The organism is Streptomyces sp. NPDC051576 (genome assembly GCF_040681835.1).
Lineage (GTDB): Bacteria > Actinomycetota > Actinomycetes > Streptomycetales > Streptomycetaceae > Streptomyces.
Window position 1 is genome coordinate 553,537 of record NZ_JBFAZO010000001.1, and the last position, 22,110, is coordinate 575,646.

Sequence of the window (22,110 nt, forward strand, 5' to 3'; positions counted from 1 at the left end):
CCGTTACCCCGAAACGTAGCGCAGCCCACTGACAATGGCGCCCGGAGTGGATGAACGTGCAGGTCAGAGTGGTTCCTCTGGAGGATTGGGCAGATCAGGCCGCCGCCACCAACCCCCGCCGCTCCACCCGCGCCGCCCGCGACCCGAACACAGTGATCGTCACGACACCCAGCACCGCCAGTACACCCACCCCGACCGTCCCCGCCCAGCCACCCGCGTGGAACGCCATCGCGCCGACCGTGCTGCCGGTGCTGGAGCCGATGTAGTAGGCGGACTGGTAGAGGGCGGAGGCCTGGGCGCGGCCGGTGGTGGCCGTCTTGCTGACCGCCGAGGACGCGACCGCGTGGCCGGCGAAGAAGCCGGCGGTGATCAGGACCAGGCCGAGCAGGACCAGGGGGAGCGAGTCGGCCAGCGACACCAGCAGGCCCGCGGCCGTGGTGCCGCCCGCCAGGTACAGGGCGCCCCGGCGGCCCAGGCGGCCGACCAGGCGGCCCGCGGTGGACGCCGACACCGTGCCGACCAGGTACACCAGGAAGATCGAGCCGATGATGCCCTGGGGGAGGGAGAAGGGGGCCTCGGTCAGGCGGTAGCCGATCACCGTGTAGACGCCGCCGAACACCGTCATGAACAGGGCACCGATCGCGTACAGCCGGCACAGCAGCGGGTTCGCGAGGTGGTCGCGGACCGTGCGGGCCAGGACGCGGGGGCGCAGCGAACCCGGCGTGAAGTGCTGGGGGGCCGGGAGCAGGAGGCGGAAGGCCACCGCGCAGCCGACCGCGAGCACGCCGATCACCGCCACGGCGATCCGCCAGCCCCACTCCTGCGCGACCCAGCCGGTGATGATCCGGCCGCTCATCCCGCCGACGCTGTTGCCCGCCACGAACAGGCCGATGGCGGTGACCAGCGCCTTCGGCCGGACCTCCTCCGCCAGATACGCCGTCGCCGACGCGGGCAGCCCGGCGAGCGCGGCACCCTGGAGGAAGCGCAGCGCCACCAGCGCGCCCAGCGAGGGCGCGAACGGGACCAGGACACCCAGGCTCACCGCGACCACCAGCGAGGCGGTCATGACCGTACGACGTCCGAAACGCTCCGACAGCGCGCTCATCGGCAGGACGAACAGCGCGAGTCCGCCGGTAGCCGCCGCCACCGTCCAGCTCGCCGCGCTCGCGCTCACACCGAAACCGGACGAGATCAGCGGCAGCAGCGCCTGCGTGGAGTAGAGCAGCGCGAAGGTCGCGACACCCGCGAGGAACAGCGCGAAACTCATCCGGCGGTAGCCGGGACCACCCGGCGTCAGCCGCGAGTCGGAGACGGGGACAGGGGTGCGGACGGAGGTGGAGGCGGCCACGATCGTGGACGCCCCGGTATCGGCGGGAGACATGCTTCGAAGCTACGTACACCGTCGTTCATCCGTCCAATGCACGGAAACGTCATAATCGTTCCCATGGCGCATCAGCAGAGGTCACAGGCCCACCTGTCACCGTCCGGTGACACAGAAGACATCGTCGCGCTGCTCGCGCCACGCCTCGCGTACTTCGCCGGCGTCGCCCGCACCGAACACGTCACCCGGGCCGCGCAGGAGATGCAGGTCCCGCAGTCCACCCTGTCCCGGGCCATGGTCAGGCTCGAACAGGACCTAGGCGTCGACCTGTTCGCCCGCAGAGGCCGGACCGTCTCCCTGACCCCGGCCGGCCGTACCTTCCTCACCTCCGTCGAACGCGCCCTCGCCGAGATCGAGAAGGCCGCCGACGAGGTCCGCGCCGACGCCGACCCCGCCACCGGCAAGGTCGCCTTCGGTTTCCTGCACACCCTCGGCTCGGAGACCGTCCCCGGCCTCATCCGTGCCTTCCGCGCCGACCACCCCCGCGTCCGCTTCAGCCTCGTGCAGAACTACGGCGAGGCCATGCTGGAGCGGCTGCGCGCGGGGGAGCTGGACCTGTGCCTGACCTCGCCGGTCCCCGACGCGCCGGACCTGGTCGCCCGCCGCCTCGACGAACAGAAGCTCCGCCTGGTCGTCCCCGCCGACCACCGCCTCGCGACCCGCAGGAGGGTCCGCCTCGCCGAGGCGGCCGACGAGACCTTTGTGACCCTGGAACCCGGTTACGGTCTCCGCCGCATCACCGATGACGTCTGCAAGGAGGCCGGCTTCAAGCCCCGGGTGGCCTTCGAGGGCGAGGAGGCGGAGACCCTACGGGGCCTGGTGGCTGCGGGCCTGGGAGTCGCCCTTCTCCCGCCACCAGCCGTACCTCGCCCGGGAGTTGCCGAACTGACGGTCACGGCCCCGAGGGCGGTGCGCGAGATCGGAGTGGCCTGGCTGGACGGCCACCCGGACACCCCGCCGGTGGCGGCCTTCAAGAAGTTCCTGCTGTCGAGAAGGGGCAACCTGCTCCCCAACTAGCGACCTCTGCACGCTTATTGACCGGCCCCGAGGGTCATTGTAACGTTTCATTTCCTAGGGGCCGTCTGCTGTTCATCGGATCGAACGTCTACCTGGGGGGCGGATGAGTACATCCGAGGCGTCAACTCTTTCCATGCTCGCGCTCGAACGTCAGTGCCCGTATCAGCCGCCGCAGCTCTTTCGAGAGGTGGCCGAGGCGGGACCGATTACCCGGGTGCGCCTGTTCGACGGGCAGGTGGTGTGGGCGGTCACCGGTCATGCGGCGACACGTGCGCTGATCGTCGATCCCGGTCTTTCGGTCGAGCGCGGCCGAGCGGGATTCCCCCGGGTGCTGCCGTCGCTGGCTGCGGTACAGAGCTCCCGGCGTGACGCGACGAGCACGCTCGTCGGCACCGATCCACCGCTGCACACCCGGCAGCGCCGGGCACTGCTGCCGAGCCTGACCGTGCGCAGGCTCTCGGCTCTGCGGCCCGCGATCACCCGGGACGCCGTAGAGCTCACGGATGCCATGCTGGCCGCCGGGGCGCCCGCCGATCTGCTGAGATCCCTGGCCAGACCGCTGGTCGCCCGGGCCCTCTCGCATGTGCTGGGCCTGCCTCGGCAGGACCTGGCCGAGTTCGAACGTGTGACGTACCGGAGTTTCAACACCGTCTCCTCCCTCACCGGCTACCTGTCCGGACTGCGCGCCCGTGACGCGGAGTTGGGGGACGGTGTGCTCAAGGATCTCGTGGCCCGGGAGCAGGCCGGCGAACTTGAGCCCGACGAAGTGACCGGGCTCGCCCTGATTCTTGTCATCGCCGGTCAGGACATCACCGTGAACATGATCGCGCTGAGCGTCCTCACGCTGGTCGAGCATCCGGAACAGCTGCGGGTCCTTCGTGAGGACGCGGACCGCTGGCCGGCCGCGGTGGAGGAGCTTCTCCGCTTCCTGACTCCCACCACCGGCGGGCTGCCCCGGGTCGCCACGGCTGACATCGTGGCCCCCGACGGTCAGCTCATCAAGGCCGGAGACGGGGTGCTCTTCCTGCATCCCGTGGCCAACCGCGACGCGGCCCGGTTCAGTGACCCCGACATGCTGGACGTCCGGCGGACGGTTCACAACCACTTGACGTTCGGGTTCGGTATCCACCAGTGCATCGGCCAGAACCTGGTGCGCGTCGTCCTCGAAGCCGCTCTCAGCACGCTCCACGGCCGCATCCCGGAACTGTCGCTCGCCGTACCGGTCGAGCAGATCCCGGTCCGGCACGGGATCAACCTCGCGCTGTCAACGATGCCTGTCACCTGGTGAGGGAGAGATCATCATGAGGATCGAGGTGGACTCCGAGGTGTGCGTCGGCGGCGGCCACTGCGTGCGCACCCTGCCGGAGCTGTTCGAGCAGGACGGCGACGGCACGGTCCGGGTGCTGCTGTCGGACGTCCCGGCCGACCGTCGAAGCGGCGCGGCGGCCGTGGCGGATCTGTGCCCGTCCGGAGCGATCAAGTTGATCCGTTGAGCAGCCGATGACGAATCGTCCGGGCGACCGCCTCTCTCCTGTGAACGCGTCGGACGCGACACGCGGTCACCCGACCCTCGGCGAAACGGCGTGGAACATATACACCCATGCCGTGAAGCGCGGCTGCCTGCGTGACACCGATGTAGCTCAACTCCACGACGAGTACTCACCGGCCGCGCTGAAGACCGCGCTCGACCAGTTGCGGCGGCTGGGCCTGCTGGAGGAGCAGGATGACCTCTCCGGCACCTACGTCCCAGTGGATCCACGGCTCGTGGAGGCGCGCATCGGGGCGGAACGGCGCACAGCCGCGGCGCGACTCCTGGAGGAGGCAGCCCAACTGCCCCTGCTCCTGACCCCTTTCCAGGAGTCGTTCCAGGAACTGGTCGATGACAGCGGTGGTGCGGGACTGGTCCAGCTGACGGGCAAGGACGTCATACAGGCGTGCGTCCGCGAAGCGGTCGAGCAGAGCAGCGACGAACTGCTGACCGCGCAGCCCGGCGGTCGCCGCCCCCCTCAGGTCCTGCGGAACGCGCACAACCGCACCACGGCGCTCCTGGAGCGGAACGTGAAGGTGCGCATGCTCTACCAGCACACGGCGCGGCACGACTCGGCGACGCGGTCCTACGTCACGGACATGGTGCGGCTCGGTGCCCAGGTGCGCACGCTCGACCACTTCTTCGAGCGGCTCATCGTGGTCGACCGGAGCACGGCGTTCCTGCCGGCGGACGCTCAGCGGAACACCGCGGTGCTGATCACGAACCGTGCGCTGGTCCGGTTCCTCGTGGATGTCTTCGACCACAACTGGCAGCGGGCCGTGTCCTTCGACGGTGTGCACAACCCCAGGACCGCGTCGATGGTCAGCAACCGGCTGCGGGAGACCATCGTCCGCAGTCTCATCGAGGGCGAGTCGGACAGCGCCATCGCCAAGTTGATCGGTCTGAGTCCGCGTGCCTATGCCACGCATGTGGCCAAACTGAAGGCCGAGCACGCCGCACAGACACGCTTCCAGCTCGGTTACCGGCTGGCCCTGTCGATGGTCGCCGACCACGGAGAGGACGCCGTGCCCGCGGGCGCGGGCCTGGGGGAGGACCTCTTCGACAGTGCGTGAAGGGCGGTTGACGGGGCAGGTGTTCAGGCCCGTCCCGGCCGCACCGCGGAAGCGGCGGCGCGGACCAGGATGTTCTCCACGGTGTCCAGGGTCTCGGCCACCCGGGCGGGCGACAGGCGGAGCATGTCCGCGTACAGCCGCATGCGGTCGGGGCCGAAGAAGTCGAAGAACCGAAAACCCTCCGGCTCCCTGTCGCTCTCCAGCGTCCAGGTGAAAGAGCGCCGAGGCGAGAGTGCCTCGCCCTGCTCGAAGGAGTTGAACGTCAGGTCGGTGTCGGGGCTCACCCCGCGGCTCACCGTCGTCTCGGTCAGCAGAGCCCGCAGGGCGGCCGGGGAGTACAGGCCGAAGCGGCAGGCACCGAGACCCGCCACATGGATCCGGCCGACCGCCTCACCGAAGGAGACGCCCGTGAGGTCCACGACGACGGGCACCCGCTGCGGCAGGTTCATCACGCTCCATCTCAGCTCCCGTACATGCCGGTTGTCACTGATGACGGTCATGGCGCGGGGACCTTCGTGATCTACGCCGATGGCCAGCATGGTGGCGGTGAGGACCACCGAGTGCCGGCTCACACCGAGTCGCCGGGACAGTTCGGCCACCGCCTCGCCCAGCGCGGGGGAAGCCAGTTCGGCCCGCCGGAACCGCGGTCCGTCAGGGGTACCGGTGAGCGGTGTGCTGTCGGGGAAGGCGGGCAGCTTCCGCCGCCAGTGTGCAAGCGCCCGCTCGGCGGCCCGGACCCCGGCCGGCGAACTCTCGTACGCCGTCTGGTCCAGCGGCTGGCGCCCGAAGCCCATCGTCGCGGCGGCGCGGCCCGGGGCCGCCATCTCCAGTTCGAGATAGCGCCTGACCAGCTGGGCCGAGTGGCCGTCGGCCGCCATCCTGCTCAGCGCCAGGACGAGGCACCACGGTCGGCCACCGCTGCTCAGCACGGCCGCCCGCACCGGCAGGTCCGCGGCCGGGTCGAACGCCCCAAGGCGCAGACGCGCGACGACGTCCTCGACGGGATCGCTCCCGTCGCCGGGCACGGAGGCGTCGACCTCGACCACCTCCAGCGGGATCGAGCCGCGCCGCACGAGGACCTGCCGTAGTGACTGCCCGCCGCCTGGCTCGTAGCGGGTGCGCAGCGACTCGTACGCCCGCAGGAGTGCGCCCAGCGCCCGGGTGACGTCCGCCATCCCCGCGCCTTGCGGCACCGGCGCGACCAGTCCGAGGTTCATGTGCTGGTCATGGGGCCGCAGCCGGGCGAGCGCGTTCCCGATGTACTGCTGCCCGAAGGTCAGCCGGGCCGTCCCTTCCCGCTCGCCCCGGAAGGCGACGACCAACGCGTCTTTCGCCGTCTCCTGCACCGTGTAACTCCTTGTCGACTAGGGGTGATCGGCTTCTGGTGCCGCGAGGCACACCGCTGCCACATAACCGGTGGGCGCCGCGAGGTCGTGGACCGCGCCTGGGTCGTCTGCGAACCCGTCGGCCACGGGCTGTCTCAGGGCGTGCACCACGCCGAGTCCCCGTGCCTTGGCCCACGCTTCCTTCCGCACCCACAACCCGTGGTACGCACGGGAGCGTCGGGCCTCGGGCAGGGACCGCAGGAACTGCCGGTCGGTGCGGGGGAAGTAGCGGGCGAGTCCGAGGACCGCGGCCGCCGGCACCCGGATCCGTTCCAGGTCGACCCCGACCGGCCGGTGCGGCGAGATGCCGAGCAGCGCCCAGTCGCCCGAGGTGCTGAGGTTCCAGTGGACGCCGGCCGCCCGGGCCGGTGCCACCGTCTCCGGCTTGCCCTGCGGGCGCCGGGAGAAGCGCAGGTCCCGCGGGTGCACTCCGCTGTACTGGGCGAGCAGGACCCGCACGGAGCCATGGGTGATCGCGTAGGCGTCGCGGAGAGCCGTGGTGTCCAACCGGTTCATCCGGGTCAGCTCGTCACGGTTCAACAGCCCCCGCAGCGCCCCCAGTCGGTTCTGTCCGTCCGCCAGACAGATGTACCGGACGGTCGTCCCGACCGGTCCCTGCGTCCGCATCCGTACCTCCTTTCCGGCTCAGCCGGCGAATCCGCCATACCGCGAGGGCGACCACCGCGGGGCCGGCTGTCACGTTCGCCGCCGCGATCACCCGGAAGAACGTGTCCGGGTCACGGCCGGGAGCAACCAGAGCGTTGCCGAGCAGCACGACACCGGCGAAGTAGACGACATTGAGGGTGAAGGCCAGCAGTCCTTGCCGGAGTTGCTCCAGGACGGTGAGTGCCACCAGCACCAGGCACATCAACGGCAGGGTGGGACCGACGAGTTCGAGGTAGCGCTCCGTCCAGGGGGCCACCGTCCGCGAGCCGGTGATGCCATGGGCGAGTGGTCCCGCGCCCGCCCACAGGGCGAGCGCGACGACGGTGTACCACAGAGCGGTCAGCCGCAGTCCGGCGCCGAAGACGGGCGTCAGCCCCCGGTGTTCACCGCGTCCGATGCGCCGGTTCATCACGATCGCCGTGGCCGAACCGAGGGCGATCGTCGGCACGATGACCAGAGTCTGCACCGTGTACGCGGTGGAGTAGCCGGCCTGCGCGTACTTGCCCAGCGGCGCCAGCACCCACAGAGCCGCCAGGTTGAACCCGCTCAGCAGCCCGTACGAGGCGGCGACCGGTAGCCCCACGTCGGTGAGCAGGCGCAGAGGGCGGCGGACGGCGGGGCGCGGGCCGACGGGAGACAGCCCGCCCCGCCGTACCCATGCGGCAGCGCAGCCCGCACTCACCACGGACCCCACGAGGATCGCCCAGGGCAGGCTGAAGACGCCGTGTCCGGCCTGATCGCCGAGCCCGTAGACGACCCCCACTTCGGTGGCCGCGCCGACCACGGTGCTCAGCGTGGCCGCGGCAGCCCGGCCGTGGCCACGCAGCATCGCGGTGGCGACCACGGGCGGGACCCGGGCCAGATTGGCCAGCGCGGTCCAGCGCAGGAACTCCTCGAACCGGCCTCGCTGACCGGCCGTCACCTGCATGGCGTCCGCCACCAGTGGCGTGGACATCGTCAACCCGAGCACGGCGAGGGCCATCAGGGCGCCACCGAGCAACAGGAACCCGGCTCCGTTGCGGCGCACTTCGCTCCGGTCACCCCGGCCGTGGGCCTGGGCGGTGGCTACCTGGGTGGCGATACCGATGCCCTCGCAGACGGCGGCGAAGCCGAAGGCCACGGGCACGTACAGGGAACGCAGGTAGAGCTCCGTGTCGCCGGCCCGACCGAGCGCCGTCACAATCAGCGTCTGGGCCAGCACACTCACCAGCCCCCCCACGGACAGGGGCACCGCGAGACGGCGTATCTCCCCGCGCAGCGCCGCCCCCGGCACCGCGGGCGGGCCGGAAGGAGCGGTGTGCGTACCGGACATGGGGCCTCCTGGAAGGGGACGGGGGTCTCGCCTCAGCGGGTCAACCGGTCCTTGAGGTGGCTGTTCACGTAGGCGAGCTTCTGCATGTGGGACGTGCCTTCCATGAACTCCAGGCCCCACGCGTCGCGCGCCAGCTTGTCCAGCAAGGGATGGTCGATACGGGCGCCCGGACCGAAGAACCGGGGCGCCAGCGCGGTCGCGTGTTCCGCGAGTTCCACGGCGCGCACCTTCGCCACCGAACCGAGCGCGCCGTCCGACGGGTCTGCGTCCACCCGCGCCGCAGCGTGCCGCACCAGTTGTCGCACGGCGTGGATGCGGTCCTTCAGCTCGTCCAGCCGGTGCCGCTCGGCCGCCCGGAGCGTACGGCGGTGGGTGACGACGTAGTCGTGTGCGGACCTGGCCACCCCGAGGGCCAGCCCCGCGACACCGGGGCGGAACTGGTGGAAGGTACGGACGACCGCGTTGATCCCTCGCCGGGTGGCCGGCAGGTGCCGCCCCAGGAGTCTCTCCTCGCTCACCGGAACATCCCGCAGGGTGATCGCCGACAGGCCCGCGGCGCGCAGCCCGACGGTGGGCAGTGCTGCGGCGGCGAATCCGGGCAGGGAGGTGTCGACCAGCACGGCCGTGATCCCCAGGGGCCCGTCGGACCGTCGGGCCACCACCACCCCCACGTCGGCCCTCGTCGCCCCGCCCACGTACCGCTTCATCCCGGACAGCCGCCAGTCGCCGCTGTCGCCGTCGCGTCGTAGACGGGTCGTCAGCCGGCCAGCGTTGGAACCCTGGCCGGGTTCTGTCAGGGCGAAGAACGTCCACCGGGGAGCGGTGAGCATCCGCTCGTAGAACCACTCCTTCTGCGCCTCGTCGGCGAGCTGGCCCACGATCACGCCGGACAGGGACGGACCAGGCGCCGCGAGTACCGCGGCCGCATCCGCCGACGCCAGCTCCTCCAGTGCCACGACACGTTCGGCGCAGCTGATGCCGTCGTACCGGTACGGGCCGATCGTCAGCGGTGACGGCTGCCGGTCCGCAGGGATGAGCATCGTGGCGAGGTAGCGCAGCGCGGGCACGTCGAGCAAGGTGCCGACGTCATCGGGGGTCCTGTCCAACTCCAGGGCTCGCTCGCGGAGTTCGCCGGACCATTCGCGCATCTGCGCCTGGAGCAGCGACAGGCGGTCGTCGAGTTCACGCATGGTTGTTCCCCCCGTCGTCCAGCGGATCGGGGACATAGGCGTCGGCCAGTAGTTCGGAGACCCACAAGGCCGTGCCGACACCGCTGGACTCGAAGCCGTACGCCCCCGCCAAGTGCCGCAGTTGCCGGTCGGCTGCGGCGATCCGGCGTGATGCCTCGGCCGCCACGTGCGACTCCGGTGGACTCTGCTCGCCGCTCAGCAGTGCCTCGGCCTCCAGTTGCTCGGCCAGCGCGTCCGCCAGGGAAGCCTGCACCATCTGCTCGGTGAGCAGCACACGGTCGGCCGAGCGACGCTCCCCGAGCCGCCGCACGGTATGCGTGAGGAACCGGCGGGAGATGCCGAGGCGCAGCCACACCACCGCGGTGCACCACGAGGCCGGCTGTTCCAGGGGCGGCCGACCGGGCGGTCGGCCCAGCACGGCGACCTCGTACGCTCCGCCCTGGGGTTGCGCCAGGGCAATGAGGTGGAGGCAGGTCTCGCGCTGCGCGTCGGTCAGGGCGGACGCGGGGACGACGGCGTGCCCGCCCGGTCCCCAGGGGATGTCCCCGTCGTCCGCCACACGGCTCGCGACCAGCGTGTCGAGGGCGCGGGGCAATCCCTGAGCGGTCACCAGCTCGCACAGGGAACTCGGTCCGGGGGCCGTGGTCGAGGTTTTGGTCATTCTCCTTCCCCTCGTGTCGTCACGGCGTCGAAGGCGCAGAACTCCCAGGTGCCGGCGACAGCGCCCGCGTGGACGACGCACACCCGGTCCCACCGGGCCGTGCCCTGAGCCAGCGTCTCCGCCCCGGTACGCCATACCGCCATGGGGGGCTGGGACGCGGCCACCGGCCGCAGGGTGACGTCGACATCCGGACGGCCGGGCCACCGGGCCCCTTGGGCGGGGCCCAGTGCGGACCGCGGACCGGCTACGACGACCCGGGCCCGGTCGGGCAGCGGGGGCAGGGCGCTGCCGAGCGCGGCGAGGCCGGGCGCGGGACCGACCGGTCCGATGGCACTGGTCCGCGGGGACCGCAGGACCCAGCCGTCCGCCGCGTCGCCGTCCGCCGCCCGCAGCAACAGGCCGACTGCCAGGTCCTCGGCCGGACCGCGGACCTGCGCTCCGGCATGCGTCGACTGGTCGAGCAGCACCACCAGCGCATGGCCTGCCCACCCGTGCCGCAGGTAGCGGTCGGCCAGGTCCAGAGCGGTGACCGCGGCCGGTTCGCCCTGGTCGCTCACCGCGAAGCACAGCGGCTCGCCCGGGCAGAGCGCGTTCACGGTGCCCGACAGGGAGCGTCGCGGATCGCAGTCGGACCGCGCATGGGCCAGCACGACCAGGTCGAGCGGCGGCAACGGCCGTAGTTCGGACACGAGCCGCTCCAGCAGCCGCGCGTAGCTGTTGTGGTGCCCGACGGCTCGGACGGGTCCGGAGACGTCCACGCCGTAGGACGTGAACATGTCTCGCAGATACCGCTCGGTCATCCGGTCCGCCGTCGGCCTCCGGTCCGGTCGGCCCAGTGTCACGCAGGCCTGGGCAGCCAGGAACGCGGCGGTGGACCCGACGCGGAGGTCCGGCCCCGTCGGGCCGTACGGCATGGCGCGGATCACGAGATCGCTTCCCGGATGTACGTGCTGAGCGATCCGACGCTCGCGAAGTGCTCCTGCTCGAAGGTGTCGGGGTCGAACTCCACATCGAGCCGGTTCTCCACCGCCATGAGGAGTTCGAGCACAGCGGTGGAGTCCAGACCGAGGTCCTCGAAGAGGCGGGTGCCGGCGTCGGCGTCCGGCAGTTCGCGGTTCAGTACTTCGCTGAGCGCGTCGACGACACTGCGGACGACGTCCTGCAGAGCGGGACTGCCGGAAGTGGCTTCGGTTCCCATGCTCACGTTTGGTTCAGCTCCTCACGGGGTGGGTGGTGTGCAGCGGCAGGCGCTGTTTGGCGAGCAGGTCCTGCGGCATGTCGTGCTCCCGCACCAGGTGCGGCGTACCGTTCGCGACCAGCACTTCGGCGGGGTGGCCGTGGCCGAGGAAGAGGACCGGGGAGGCGGAGGGGCCGTAGGCGCCCGAGCGGTGGATCCCGATCAGGTCGCCTGCCTGGAGCGGCGGCAGTTTCGCGTTCTTGACGAGGGTGTCGTTCGGTGTGCACAGCGGGCCGGTGACATGCCAGGTCTCGGTGGCCGGCCGGTCGGTGTCGGTCAGCACCTGCACGGGGAAGTTGCGCTTGACGAACGAGCCGGTGCCGACGGCCGCCATGTGGTGGTTGGTGCCGCCGTCGGCCACGGCGAACCGTTCGCCCCGTGAGGTCTTGACGTAGCGGATCCGTGTCACGTACAGCCCTGCCAGGGCTGTCAGATAGCGGCCCAGCTCCATGATCACCCGGGTGCCGGGCCTGCGGCCGCGGAAATCGAGCACGGCCTGGTTGACTCCGCCCGTCACACCGTCGACGTCGACGTCCTGCTCGCCCTCGAAATAGGCCACGCCCAGCCCGCCCCCGACGTCGACCACGTCCAGTGGGAAGTCCAGCAGGTCGGCGAGCCGCTCGGCGAGCAGCAGGATACGGCGCGTGTTCTCGGCGATCACGGACGAGTCCAGGATCCGGGTGCCCATGAACACCTCGACGCCGCGAACGTGCAGGTGCGGCCAGCGTGCCGTGACGTTGCCGGCGGCCTCCAGCTGATCCTCGTCCATGCCGAACTGCCGGGCCTTGCCGCCCATGGTGAGCCCGGAACCCTTGACCGAGAACGCGGGGTTCACGCGCAGCAGCACCGACGGGCGTGCGGCATGCTGCCCGGCCAGGTCGTTGAGCAGGTCCAGTTCGGGGAAGGACTCGCACACCACGAGCCCGACGCCCTCCTTGACACAGGCCGTCAGCTCGTCGGCGCTCTTGCCCGGGCCGAGGAACATCGTCCGCTCGGCCGGTACACCGGCCCTGGCCGCGGTCAGCAGCTCGGCCAGGGACGACACCTCGGCGCCGGCGCCGAGGGCGTGCAGTTCGGCGCAGACGGCGACGTTCGGGTTCGCCTTGAGGGAGTAGTAGATCTCGACGGAGGGGTCCAGCCCCTGCCGCAGGGTGCGGTACTGGGCGGCGAGGACGTCCGCGTCGTAGACGAAGAGCGGTGTGCCGAAGGTGTCGGCGAGGTCGCGGACGGCGATCCCCTGGACACGGTGATCCGTGGTCATCGGGCTCCTTTTCCGAAGTGGCCGCGCAGACGGGCCTCGATCCGTCCGTCCAGGAACGCGACCCGGGCGTGGTCGGCGGCGACCACCAGCCCGTACAGCCGGCCCTCGGGTGCGGACCCCGGCTCGGCAACGGCCAGCGAGGCGTTGACGGTCGCGAAGTTGTTGACTACCAGTCCCTCTCCGTGCGGTGAGGTGATGAGCAGGTCCCCGAGTGCCTGGGCCAGTTCGGCGAAGGAGACCGGCTCCGTGCGGCGGACGGGGTAGTGCCGTGCCAGGGCGGCCCGTTCCGGCCCCACGAGTTCTGTCTGCAGGCGGTCCTGGTAAGTGGACATGTTGAGCCGCGCGTTGATCTCCACCACCGGGTAGAGGCCGCCGTCCGGGTCGACCATCGCGTCGACGCCGACCACACCGAGGTAGCCGTCATCCGCCAGCGCATGGCCCAGTTCGCCGGCGGTACGGCGGATGGTGTCCCCCTGCGCGCCGGTCAGCGGCGCCGGCATGCGGTGGCCCTTGTGCACACCCCGCTCGGTGACGGCCTCCTTGACGAAGTCGAAGCGGGTGCCGCCGTCCCGGTCCAGGGTGAACTGGTAGTTGAGGTCGGCGGACTTCGCCACCCACTCCTCGACGACGAGGTTGAGCGAGCCGTCGCCGTGGCGCTCCAGCCGCCGCCGGGTCATGGCGTCGAGGCGGCTGAGGTGCCGCTCGTCGCGGATCCTGACAATGCCCTTTCCGGAGACGCCGTAGGCGTCCTTGACGGCGACGCTCCTGCCGTTCGTCAGCAGCCGCCGGGCTCCCGCCAGCGCCTCGTCCCAGTCGTCGAGTGCGGCGCAGGCCCAACCGCGCGGCTGCCGCAGTCCGATCCGGTCGGCCAGCCGTCGGCTGTAGAGCTTGCTGTTGACCTTCTTGCACACGGGGGGTGCGGCGGTGCCGAGGGTGAGACCGGTAGCGATGGCCAGCCGCTCCTCCGCGGCGGACGCCCCATGCGGTACGAGAACACCGCCACGCTCCGCCACGGTTCTCAGCCCGGCGATCACCCCGGGCCGGCGCAGCGCCTCCTCCGTGACCGAGCGCGCCGGGTCCGTACTGCCGGTGACCAGCACGTGCGGCAGGGCGAGGCCCACCTTGCCGAGGTGGTCCAGGTAGGTGGGATCCGGCGGCTCCTTGAGTACGACCGTGTCACCCGGGCCGCCGAGCAGCAGCGCGAACTCGTCCATGCGGCCGACCAGGGCATCGGAGGCCGCGAAGCCGATGGTAGGCAGGCCGAACTCGCCCTGTCCCCACTGCTGTTCGACCTCGAAGTTGGCCAGCAGGACGAGGGGGGCCGACGGAGGTGCTCCCACAGCCTTCCTCAGGCGGTGTGTGAGGCTCTGGGCGGATACGGACACGGGTGTCTCCCTGCGTAGACGACACGGGCGGGAGCGTGGTCAGCTCTTTTCGAGGACCATCGCCGAGAACGTGGCGCCGAGTCCGACGGCGACCATCAGATAGTGGTCGTGCGGCTTCAGACGACCGGAGGCCACTGCCGAGTCGTGGTTGATGAAGGGGTCGGCACAGAAGCAGTGGCCGGTGACCGGAACGTTGTCGAGATGGACCTGGTCGACCGGGTAGCCCGCATGCCGGCACCACCGCACCCAGGAGATCCGGTTGACGTTGTGCGGCAGCACCAGGTCGATGTCCGCCAGGGACAGGCCGGCCATGTCGACGGCGGTCCGGACGACCTCGGCGAGCGTCTCGGTGTACGTGTTGCCGAACCGCGCCGCCTGCTCGGGGGAGATGGCCAGTCCGTCGCGGTACTCGCCGCAGGTACGGGTCGCGTAGGAGAGCACCCGGTCCCCGGGGCAGGTGTCGCCGCCGACCAGGACGGCGGCGGTGCCCTCGCCCATCACCGTCGTGCCGGGGATGAACCGGGCGCTCGGCGTGAACGCCTTCTCTCCGGTCAGCAACAGGGCCAGAGCGTCCGGTTCGCCGTCCGAGGCGAGCAGTCGGCCGGCGACGTCGACCGCGAGCAGTCCGGACGCGCAGGCGTGCTGGGTCAGCGCGAACGCGCGGGCGTGGCCCAGCCCCAGCTCCCGGCAGACCTGTCGGAGAACGGCGGTGGTGTCCGGCGCGACCGCCTGCAGTGTTCGAGCCGCGATCACATAGCGGACGCGACCGCGTACGGCGGGCAGGGCCGTCAGCCGCTCCGCGGCCGCGACCAGCAACCGTGCCAGGTCCAGCTCGGGTGCCCAGCGCACGGAGTCCAGTCCGTAATAGCGGCGCAGCAGCTTGACCTCGGCCTCGCTGGGGCCGTCCGGACCGCACACCGCCTCAACCGGTACGTCCTTCTCGGGCACGAAGGCCGCTATCTCCGCCAGCCGTGTCACGGCCGGGTCTCACGGAGCCGGGAATCCACGGCGTCGGCAAGCCGGGTGACCGAGTCGTGGTCCCAGACCAGGGTGGCCGGCACGGACAGCTCGAAGTGGTCCTCGATGTCCCCGCACAGGGCCACGGCGTAGAGCGAGTCGAGGCCGTACACGCTGAAGGACTCGTCCGGGTCGATGGCCCCGGGCGCCCTGTTCACGTAGCGCGCCACCTGCTCGGTGATCCATGTCTGTATGGCGCCCACATCGTCGCGTCGGTGCTGTGTCGTTGTCACGTGCTTCACTCGCCTTCCGGCAGCGGTAGCGGTAGCGGTGGGAGTCATCCCGGGACCGGGCGTGCGGTCAGATCGAAGAGCCGCTTCTCCTCCTGGCGCCGGAGCAACTGCTCGAACAGGGCATGCTCCGCCTCGGCCCGCTCGTCGTCCGTCAGCAGTCCGCCGCCCGGGAGTCTCGCGGCCAGTCGGTCCAGCGCGGTGCACACCCATGCCTCCTCGCCCGTGAACGGAGCGCCGTCGTCCCGTGCCTGTCGCCACCGGCCCAGACAGGCGGCGGCCGCGAGGACGGCGGCGTAGCGGCCGGCCAGGGCATAGGCGTGCGGCGAGGCATCGATGGTCAGGTCGGTGGGCGGCAGCGTGAGGCACTCCTCGCGCAACGCGGCCAGTTCGGCGGCGAAGCGCCGCGCCAGCCGCCCGGGAAGGCCGGGGAGTTCCTCGGCGAGGGCGACGAGCGTTCCACTCAGGTGGTCGCTGCGCGTGCCGCCGGGCATGAGCGCGGCGAAGTCCACCGGTGCGACGTCGGGAGAAGTGTGAAACAGCGTGTCGGGCGCGGGTCCGTCACGGAACCAGGCGCGGCGGGCCAGGCGCGGCAGGTGCGGCAGGATCGTCACCTGGCAGGCCGCCCTGGACGCATGGCCGAAGCCCGCGGGCGCGAGGTCCCGGGCCAGCTTCTGAAAGATCCCGAACGGCCCCTCACGGAGAAAGGCCCGAGCCCCGAGGACCCCGCGCACCTCGTCCATGGCGTCGATGAGCAGCCGTGACACCAGGTACTTCACGGCCGACGCGGTCACCGGCGTCTCGTCCGGGGACACGCTCAGCTGGCGGGAGACGACCCGGCAGAACGCGTCGGCCGTCAGCAGATCGGCGAAGACCCGGGCGAGAACGGACCGTACGTGCGGGATGTCCACGACTCTCCGCCCGTACAGCCGGCGGTCGAGGCCGGCCGCCAGTGCGGCCCGCAGCCCGGTGTCGACGATTCCCACGCACTGGGCGGGCAGCGCGACCCGGGTGAGCTGGAAGGAGCGCAGCGCTGTCTCGATGCCGTGTCCTTCGGACCCGAGCAGACAGCCCTGCGGGACTCGGCAGTCCGTGAGCTCGACACCGCCGAGGTGGACGCCGCGCATGCCGGAACTGGTGAAGCGGGGCAGATGGTCGAGGCGGCCTCCCGTGACGGCCTCCTTGGGCACCAGGAACTGCGAGTGGCTGCGGCTGCCCGGGGCGTCGTCGGTGCGCGCGAAGAGGACCAGGGCGTCGGCGCGCTCGATGTTGGTGATGACCTCCTTCCGCCCGTTCAGCAGCCATGCGCCATCGCTCGCACGGGCGGAGAACTCCGCCTTGGAGAAGTCGTTGCCGTGGGCCAGCTCGTGGTAGACGGAGGCCGCTCTCCCGCCGCGCAGCAGCAGACGTGCCGTGCTGGCCTGCTGATCCGTGTTCCCGGTGGCCCAGACGTTGACTCCCGCGATGAAGGAGCTGAAGCCGTATCCCAGGCCGAGGCAGGGATCGCGGCGCCATACCGTACGCATGACGTCGACGAACTCCTCCAGGCCCCGGAACCGGCCGCCCTGACCGGCGGGCACGAACTCGGCGTTCAGTCCGTACGCGTCGAGGGTCCGTTCGGCCGCCGCGTTGCGCTCGGCGCGCTCGTCGGCGCGCAGCACGGCGGCGAACCCGAACGGGTTGCCGTCGTCCCACGGATCACCGAGGACGCTGTCCAACCGGGCGGCGGCCGAGCGGCCGGGGGAGATGTCCGACCCGCCGGTGAGTGGTGGGGCGGCGGTCACGGCCGTCCTCCTTCGTCGTCGGTGAGCAGCAGATGCCGCAGCGACAGCGGGGCATCCGCCGCGACCGTCCCGATCAGCCAGTCCATCGCCGCCTGTTCGGCCTCGGCTCCGGAGCCCGGTGGCGTGCCGACGTCCGTCGTGGACCCGCTCCGGGTGAGGCGTGGCAGCAGTTCGGCGAGTGTGAGGGCAAGCCACCAGCCGGAGTCGCCATGGCGGGCGGCCCGCCACAGGTGCAGGCATGCCGCAGCCGCGAAGAGCGCTTCGTACGCTTCGGCCAGTTCGAATGCCGCCATGGGCGGGAACGGGCCAGGGGCGACATCGGCCAGCCGCAGGTGCAACTCGTCCGCGCACCGCCCGAGGCGGGCGACGGCGGGTACTCCCGCGGCCTCCTCGGCCACGACACGGGGCAGGGCTTGGACCGCGCTGCAGCCGTGCGGCGCCGACAGCACCAGCCGGGAGGTGTCCAGCGGCGGCAGGCCGCCTCCCGCCGAGGCCGCCAGGACCAGGGCCGCCGTGTCCTCGCGACCCTCCGTGTAGCCCCGCGCCAGGCGCGGGAACTGGCCGATGAGGGCGGCCCGGTTGACGACTGTGCTGCCGTCGAAGATGCCGACGATCTGATGGTCGCGCTGCAGCTTCTGGAACATCCCGTCGGCGTAGGTGGAGTCCAGGAACGAGCGCGCGCCCAGCAGTTCGGCCAGTTCCTTGATCACCCAATCGGTCCACGTGGGCACGGACGCCTTGACGGTCGCGGAGATGACGCTCATCTCCCCGGTCAGTACGTGTGCGCCGCGCGCGGCGAGAGTGCACGCTGCCTCGGACGCCAACAGCACGGCGAGGCAGCGGGTCAATGTACGGCGGACGTTGGGGCGCTCGATGAGGGGGCGGCTCTGGATGATCCGCTCGCCGGCGAACCGTACGGCGAGGCGCAGCGCGTGCTCGGCGGCACCGAGCGACAGGCCGGTGGCAACGGTGCGGGTGAGCTGCAGCGCGCGCAGCACCGTCTCCACACCGGTCCCCTCCCGGCCGACGAGGGCGTCGACGGGGAGAACGGCGTCGTGGAACGCGATGCCGCTGATGTCCGCCCCGCGGATGCCGACGGTGCGGAACTTCGGCAGGTACGCGTAACTCTCTTCCGCCAGTGCCGACTTGTCCACCAGGAACAGGCTGTGCGCGCGGCTGCCGGAGGCGGGTCCCGTACGTGCGAGCACGCATACGTGGGTGCTTCTCGTGGCGTTGTTGATGAGCCACTTGACGCCGTCCAGGCGGTAGCCGCGCGGCACCGGCCGGGCGGTCACCTCGCCGGCGAGCAGGTCCGCGCCGTGGTCGGGCTCGGACAGGGCCCAGCTGACCGGTCTGCCTGCCCGGACCGCGTCGGCAAGCCGACCGGCCTGGGTGCCGTCGCCGGAAATCCACACCGGCGCGGCGCCCAGGAACGTCTTCACGTGGGCCACGGCGACGGTCATGTCCTTCGCCGCCACCGCACGGACCTGGCGCAGCAGCCGCTCATGATCGGACCAGGTCCCGCCGTACGGGACGGGGACGTAGCCGGCGCTGAGTCCCAGTCCGTCGAGTACGTCGCAGGACTGCTGTGGAAAGGCTTCGGCACGGTCGGCGTGTGCCGAACGCGCCGGAGTGAACGGCCCGGCGGCGCAGAGAGTTCGGGCCAGCCGACGGTCCAGGTCATAGTCGCTTCGGCCGGAGGTCCCGGTGATCGGCGTACCCGTCATCAGGCGTTCCCCAGGTCAGCCATGGCCCGTTCGGCAGAGCTGCCGGGCGCCGGCGTTCCGGTGTCCGACTCCGCGTACTGCCGGGCGAGTTCGCCCCTCAGGAACCTGTCCCGCATCGCCAGCCGCTGGATCTTCCCGCTGGTCGTCCGGCGCACGGAGCCCCGCCGCACGAGGACGATGTCGCCCAGCGCCAGGCCCAGGCGGGAGAAGAGCCGCTCGCGCACCGCCGCGGCGACGGCCGGGAACTCCTCCGCCGCGGTGCGCGGATGCACCTCGTGCACGACGACGGGCCGCTCCTCGGTGGCGTCCGGTACGGAGAAGGCGGAGCCGATGAGACCGGTGAGCGCGGGGTGGGAGGCGCGCGCCTCGGCCTCGATGTCCTGCGGATAGATGTTCCGTCCCCGCACGATGAGGAGTTCCTTGAGGCGTCCGGTCACATACAGCTCGTCGTCGACCACCGAACCCAGGTCGCCGGTACGCAGCCAGTCGGAGCCGTCCGCGGCAACGGCGGTCGCGGCGCGGAACGTGTGCTCGGTGTCGTCGGGACGATTCCAGTACCCGAGCCCCACGCTCGGTCCGCGCAGCCAGATCTCTCCGATCCGCTGCGCAGCCACCTCCTCACCGGTTTCCGGGTCGGCGATGCGGAGTTCAAGATCTCCGGGAAACCCGCATCCGACCAGGGGAGTCCCGTTCTTCTCGGCTGACCTCAGCTCGCCCCGCTGGAATGCGTCCGGATCTGCGCGGAATTCCTGCGGAAGTGACTCCGGCGCTTTACAGGTGACGAACACAGTGGATTCCGCGAGGCCGTATCCGGGTGTCATGGCCCTGGGATTGAACCCGGCCCGTCGGAAACGTTCCATGAAAGCATTCATCACGGATTCCACAATGGGTTCGGCACCGTTCAGCACATAGCGGAGCCGATTCAGGTCGACGCTGTCGAGATCGGCGTCCGAGAAAGTCCGCAGGCACAGTTCGAATGCGAAACTCGGGGCGGCGGTGACCGTGATCCGATGGCGGTCGACCATTCTGAGCCAGTCCTTCGGACGCTTCAGGAAGGACAGCGGCGACATCAGGACGCATGTGCCACCCAGCGTCAGCGAGGTGCTGAGCAGCAGGAACAGGCCCATGTCATGGTGGAGAGGTGCCCAGCCGCCAAGGCGGTCGGCCGGCCCCAGGCCGAGCGCGTCGGCGAAAGCCCGGGCGTTCCGCGTGATGTTGGCGTGGCTGATCATCACGCCCTTCGGATCGCTGATGGATCCCGAGGTGTATTGGAGGACGGCGACATCGCCGTCCTCCACGACCGGGCGGGCGGTCGGGTCCGTGTCGTCCTCCGGCAGCGGCATGATCGCCCTGCACTGGTGCTCCTGTCCGGTTTTCGCCAGGGCGGCCCTCACCTCGCGGAGGTCCTGCTCTGTCGTCAGCACCAGTCCTGCCCGGCAATCCCGCACGATGCCGGCGAACCGGTGTCCGGCATCGCGGGAACTGCCGGGGACGGGCACCGGAACGGCGACGAGGCCGCCCATCAGACAGGCGACGTACAACTCGACGAACTCCGGTCCGGTCGGCAGTGCCAGCACCACCCGGTCTCCCTGGGACAGTCCGGGTTCCGCCGTGAGCCCTCTCAGGCGCCGTAAGGCCCGTGTCGCCAGCTCGCCGTAGGTCATGATGTCCGATGCGTCGGCCTTCACATCGGTGACCAGAACAAAGGCCGGCTTGTCCGGTGTCGCGCGGGCGTGTCGGAGAACCAGTTCTCCGAGACCTCGGCTCTCGGCCGGGTTCCGAGACATGGAGTACCGTCACCACCCGAATCTGTCGGAGGCTGAGATCGAGTCCCATTCCGGGTCGCTCGCGATGCCCACAGGCATTGGCCTCCGAAACGTCGGCCGGCCCATGAACGTGCCTTTTCTTTTCGCCCGCATTCCCTCTCCCCCCGATGTCAGGAACTCGTGCACAGAAAGCGCTTGCCGGAAGCCTTCATGAAAAGGTCACGAAATGAAAGATTCAAACTGTTGCACTGCAGGTTTCTGCACGGGGGGTGCGTTGCGAAAGCGCTGGTCACGGCCGTTTGCCGAGGGTCGTGCCGAGGGTTGTGACCAGCACGGTCGCTTCGTGTCGGACACCACGCCCGCCGTGCCTCGTGCCTCGTGCCGCGCGGCCGGATGGTGCTCGTCGGGTGATGCGGCGGCGATCGCAGAGGAAGAGCGGGCCGCGGATCGGGTTCAGCACCTGCCGACCGCGCGGACCTGGCGCCATGTCGACGTGGTGGCACTGCCGGTGGCGGCTTTCCAGCCGCCCGGGCGCGTCCGGGCAGGGGTGTGGCGCCGTATCGATGTGCGGCTCAGCCGCGCGGGCGCGACCAGCCATGCCGAACGCGCACCCCGCGATGCACCCTTACCCCCGACGAATCGACCGCCCGAACCCAGCAGCCAACGGCATCCTCAACCCCAAAGGCGGCGGAGCCTGAAACGCGTCCTCCAACGGCCGCGCGAACGCCCGCCCGAACAACGCCCCCATCACGAAGTCCTCGGTCAGCGCGTGCACTTCATGCCGGTGCTGGTGCAACCCGTGTCCGTCGGAGTGCACTTCGAACCGGCAGATGTCCCGGTTGGCCTTCTTCGCCCGCGCCGCCAGCCTGAACGACAGTTCGGGATCGGTCCGTTCGTCGTTCGTGCCGTGCACGATCAGCACCCGCCGCCCCGCGAGCTGTTTCACCGGTTCGGGTGGCGCGGCCACATCCTGCTCAGGCAGCCAAGGGGCCAGCGCCACCACGGAGTTGACGGCCTCGTGCCCGGCGGCGCGCAGTGCGGCGCGCCCGCCCATGTCGATCCCGGTGAGGCACACGGGGACGTCGCCGTAGCGTCGTACGACCTCGTCCACCGCCCAGGTGGCGTCGTGCGCGAGATACGCCTCGCTGCCGTTCCAGCCGCGGCAGCGGTAGTGGACGACATGTGTGGCGAGCCCGTCGGCCGAGCCCGCGCGGGCCAGCCGACGTCCCAACGTCCGTACGGAGGCCGTCGCCATCATGGGGGAGGGCCTGCGGCCGGAGGTCTCCTCGCCGCCGGGGAGCAGCAGCACCACGCCGCTCACCGAGGTCGGTTCGGGGCCGAGCGCCCTCCCCAGCCGGGCCGTCCGAACCGGCGTCGCTTGCTGTGCCATGACAGAACAGTGTCAGAAGCGAGCGTGTACGCCACCCTTCCGCGCGGTCACCGTTACGTATCGACGGATTCGTACAACAGGTGATCTACGCGCGTAGGAG

The 22,110-nt window shown here is 70.8% G+C and carries 20 protein-coding genes; 4 read left to right on the forward strand and 16 right to left on the reverse strand.

Annotation, left to right across the window (positions count from 1 at the left end; genetic code table 11):
* Positions 1 to 94: 94 nt before the first annotated feature.
* Positions 95 to 1,381, reverse strand: a complete 1,287-nt coding sequence (locus AB0M63_RS02700; protein WP_355903146.1) for an MFS transporter — start codon at positions 1,379 to 1,381, stop codon at positions 95 to 97.
* A 63-nt stretch (positions 1,382 to 1,444) separates the two neighbouring features.
* Between AB0M63_RS02700 and AB0M63_RS02705 the strand changes: the two genes are divergently transcribed.
* The 4 genes from AB0M63_RS02705 to AB0M63_RS02720 all read left to right on the forward strand — a co-directional run bounded on the left by AB0M63_RS02705 (position 1,445) and on the right by AB0M63_RS02720 (position 4,999).
* Complete coding sequence (locus AB0M63_RS02705; protein WP_366018119.1) at positions 1,445 to 2,398, forward strand: LysR substrate-binding domain-containing protein; 954 nt, start codon at positions 1,445 to 1,447, stop codon at positions 2,396 to 2,398.
* Positions 2,399 to 2,501: 103 nt separating this feature from the next.
* Positions 2,502 to 3,686, forward strand: a complete 1,185-nt coding sequence (locus tag AB0M63_RS02710; RefSeq protein ID WP_366018120.1) for a cytochrome P450 — start codon at positions 2,502 to 2,504, stop codon at positions 3,684 to 3,686.
* Positions 3,687 to 3,699: 13 nt separating this feature from the next.
* Entirely contained in the window at positions 3,700 to 3,891 is a 192-nt protein-coding gene (locus AB0M63_RS02715; protein ID WP_355903152.1) for a ferredoxin, read from the forward strand.
* Between the two features lie 7 nt (positions 3,892 to 3,898).
* Complete coding sequence (locus AB0M63_RS02720) at positions 3,899 to 4,999, forward strand: LuxR family transcriptional regulator (RefSeq protein WP_366018121.1); 1,101 nt, start codon at positions 3,899 to 3,901, stop codon at positions 4,997 to 4,999.
* Between the two features lie 23 nt (positions 5,000 to 5,022).
* Here AB0M63_RS02720 and AB0M63_RS02725 read toward each other — a convergent pair whose 3' ends face one another.
* From AB0M63_RS02725 to AB0M63_RS02795, 15 genes are all read right to left on the reverse strand, one after another.
* Positions 5,023 to 6,345 carry a hypothetical protein gene (locus AB0M63_RS02725; RefSeq protein WP_366018122.1) on the reverse strand — a complete coding sequence of 441 codons (1,323 nt, stop codon included), beginning with the start codon at positions 6,343 to 6,345 and terminating at the stop codon, positions 5,023 to 5,025.
* Positions 6,346 to 6,363: 18 nt separating this feature from the next.
* Positions 6,364 to 7,011 carry a 4'-phosphopantetheinyl transferase superfamily protein gene (locus AB0M63_RS02730; protein ID WP_366018123.1) on the reverse strand — a complete coding sequence of 216 codons (648 nt, stop codon included), beginning with the start codon at positions 7,009 to 7,011 and terminating at the stop codon, positions 6,364 to 6,366.
* Positions 6,914 to 8,362 carry an MATE family efflux transporter gene (locus tag AB0M63_RS02735; protein ID WP_366018125.1) on the reverse strand — a complete coding sequence of 483 codons (1,449 nt, stop codon included), beginning with the start codon at positions 8,360 to 8,362 and terminating at the stop codon, positions 6,914 to 6,916. Before AB0M63_RS02735 ends, AB0M63_RS02730 begins: the two co-directional genes overlap by 98 nt.
* A 32-nt stretch (positions 8,363 to 8,394) precedes the next feature.
* Positions 8,395 to 9,552, reverse strand: coding sequence for an acyl-CoA dehydrogenase family protein (locus AB0M63_RS02740; protein WP_366018127.1), 1,158 nt, complete (start codon positions 9,550 to 9,552; stop codon positions 8,395 to 8,397).
* The gene (locus AB0M63_RS02745; protein ID WP_366018128.1) at positions 9,545 to 10,213 is read right to left on the reverse strand and encodes a hypothetical protein; all 669 of its coding nucleotides are present in this window, start codon (positions 10,211 to 10,213) and stop codon (positions 9,545 to 9,547) included. The genes AB0M63_RS02740 and AB0M63_RS02745 overlap by 8 nt, the downstream gene beginning before the upstream one ends.
* The gene (locus AB0M63_RS02750; protein ID WP_355903166.1) at positions 10,210 to 11,139 is read right to left on the reverse strand and encodes a hypothetical protein; all 930 of its coding nucleotides are present in this window, start codon (positions 11,137 to 11,139) and stop codon (positions 10,210 to 10,212) included. Before AB0M63_RS02750 ends, AB0M63_RS02745 begins: the two co-directional genes overlap by 4 nt.
* A complete protein-coding gene (locus tag AB0M63_RS02755) occupies positions 11,136 to 11,411 on the reverse strand; it encodes an acyl carrier protein (RefSeq protein ID WP_355903672.1) in 276 nt (91 codons plus the stop codon). Before AB0M63_RS02755 ends, AB0M63_RS02750 begins: the two co-directional genes overlap by 4 nt.
* Before the next feature lie 13 nt (positions 11,412 to 11,424).
* Positions 11,425 to 12,711, reverse strand: a complete 1,287-nt coding sequence (locus tag AB0M63_RS02760) for a type III PLP-dependent enzyme (RefSeq protein ID WP_366018129.1) — start codon at positions 12,709 to 12,711, stop codon at positions 11,425 to 11,427.
* Positions 12,708 to 14,051, reverse strand: a complete 1,344-nt coding sequence (locus tag AB0M63_RS02765) for a hypothetical protein (protein WP_366018131.1) — start codon at positions 14,049 to 14,051, stop codon at positions 12,708 to 12,710. Before AB0M63_RS02765 ends, AB0M63_RS02760 begins: the two co-directional genes overlap by 4 nt.
* Before the next feature lie 84 nt (positions 14,052 to 14,135).
* Positions 14,136 to 15,074, reverse strand: coding sequence for a 3-oxoacyl-[acyl-carrier-protein] synthase III C-terminal domain-containing protein (locus AB0M63_RS02770; RefSeq protein WP_355903176.1), 939 nt, complete (start codon positions 15,072 to 15,074; stop codon positions 14,136 to 14,138).
* A complete protein-coding gene (locus AB0M63_RS02775) occupies positions 15,071 to 15,346 on the reverse strand; it encodes an acyl carrier protein (RefSeq protein WP_366018132.1) in 276 nt (91 codons plus the stop codon). The genes AB0M63_RS02770 and AB0M63_RS02775 overlap by 4 nt, the downstream gene beginning before the upstream one ends.
* Positions 15,347 to 15,390: 44 nt before the next feature.
* Positions 15,391 to 17,127, reverse strand: coding sequence for an acyl-CoA dehydrogenase (locus AB0M63_RS02780; RefSeq protein WP_366018133.1), 1,737 nt, complete (start codon positions 17,125 to 17,127; stop codon positions 15,391 to 15,393).
* Complete coding sequence (locus AB0M63_RS02785) at positions 17,124 to 18,854, reverse strand: acyl-CoA dehydrogenase (protein ID WP_366018134.1); 1,731 nt, start codon at positions 18,852 to 18,854, stop codon at positions 17,124 to 17,126. The genes AB0M63_RS02780 and AB0M63_RS02785 overlap by 4 nt, the downstream gene beginning before the upstream one ends.
* A complete protein-coding gene (locus AB0M63_RS02790) occupies positions 18,854 to 20,641 on the reverse strand; it encodes a fatty acyl-AMP ligase (RefSeq protein ID WP_366018135.1) in 1,788 nt (595 codons plus the stop codon). The genes AB0M63_RS02785 and AB0M63_RS02790 overlap by 1 nt, the downstream gene beginning before the upstream one ends.
* Before the next feature lie 604 nt (positions 20,642 to 21,245).
* Positions 21,246 to 22,010, reverse strand: coding sequence for a prolyl oligopeptidase family serine peptidase (locus AB0M63_RS02795; RefSeq protein WP_366018136.1), 765 nt, complete (start codon positions 22,008 to 22,010; stop codon positions 21,246 to 21,248).
* Positions 22,011 to 22,110 lie beyond the last annotated feature (100 nt).

Coding starts and splice junctions, on each gene's coding strand:
- AB0M63_RS02760 (WP_366018129.1), bottom strand. CDS start 12,711: ATGACCACGGATCACCGTGTCCAGGGGATCGCCGTCCGCGACCTCGCC.
- AB0M63_RS02785 (WP_366018134.1), bottom strand. CDS start 18,854: ATGACGGGTACGCCGATCACCGGGACCTCCGGCCGAAGCGACTATGAC.
- AB0M63_RS02705 (WP_366018119.1), top strand. CDS start 1,445: ATGGCGCATCAGCAGAGGTCACAGGCCCACCTGTCACCGTCCGGTGAC.
- AB0M63_RS02730 (WP_366018123.1), bottom strand. CDS start 7,011: ATGCGGACGCAGGGACCGGTCGGGACGACCGTCCGGTACATCTGTCTG.
- AB0M63_RS02710 (WP_366018120.1), top strand. CDS start 2,502: ATGAGTACATCCGAGGCGTCAACTCTTTCCATGCTCGCGCTCGAACGT.
- AB0M63_RS02735 (WP_366018125.1), bottom strand. CDS start 8,362: ATGTCCGGTACGCACACCGCTCCTTCCGGCCCGCCCGCGGTGCCGGGG.
- AB0M63_RS02740 (WP_366018127.1), bottom strand. CDS start 9,552: ATGCGTGAACTCGACGACCGCCTGTCGCTGCTCCAGGCGCAGATGCGC.
- AB0M63_RS02790 (WP_366018135.1), bottom strand. CDS start 20,641: ATGTCTCGGAACCCGGCCGAGAGCCGAGGTCTCGGAGAACTGGTTCTC.
- AB0M63_RS02745 (WP_366018128.1), bottom strand. CDS start 10,213: ATGACCAAAACCTCGACCACGGCCCCCGGACCGAGTTCCCTGTGCGAG.
- AB0M63_RS02795 (WP_366018136.1), bottom strand. CDS start 22,010: ATGGCACAGCAAGCGACGCCGGTTCGGACGGCCCGGCTGGGGAGGGCG.
- AB0M63_RS02700 (WP_355903146.1), bottom strand. CDS start 1,381: ATGTCTCCCGCCGATACCGGGGCGTCCACGATCGTGGCCGCCTCCACC.
- AB0M63_RS02755 (WP_355903672.1), bottom strand. CDS start 11,411: ATGGGAACCGAAGCCACTTCCGGCAGTCCCGCTCTGCAGGACGTCGTC.
- AB0M63_RS02720 (WP_366018121.1), top strand. CDS start 3,899: ATGACGAATCGTCCGGGCGACCGCCTCTCTCCTGTGAACGCGTCGGAC.
- AB0M63_RS02715 (WP_355903152.1), top strand. CDS start 3,700: ATGAGGATCGAGGTGGACTCCGAGGTGTGCGTCGGCGGCGGCCACTGC.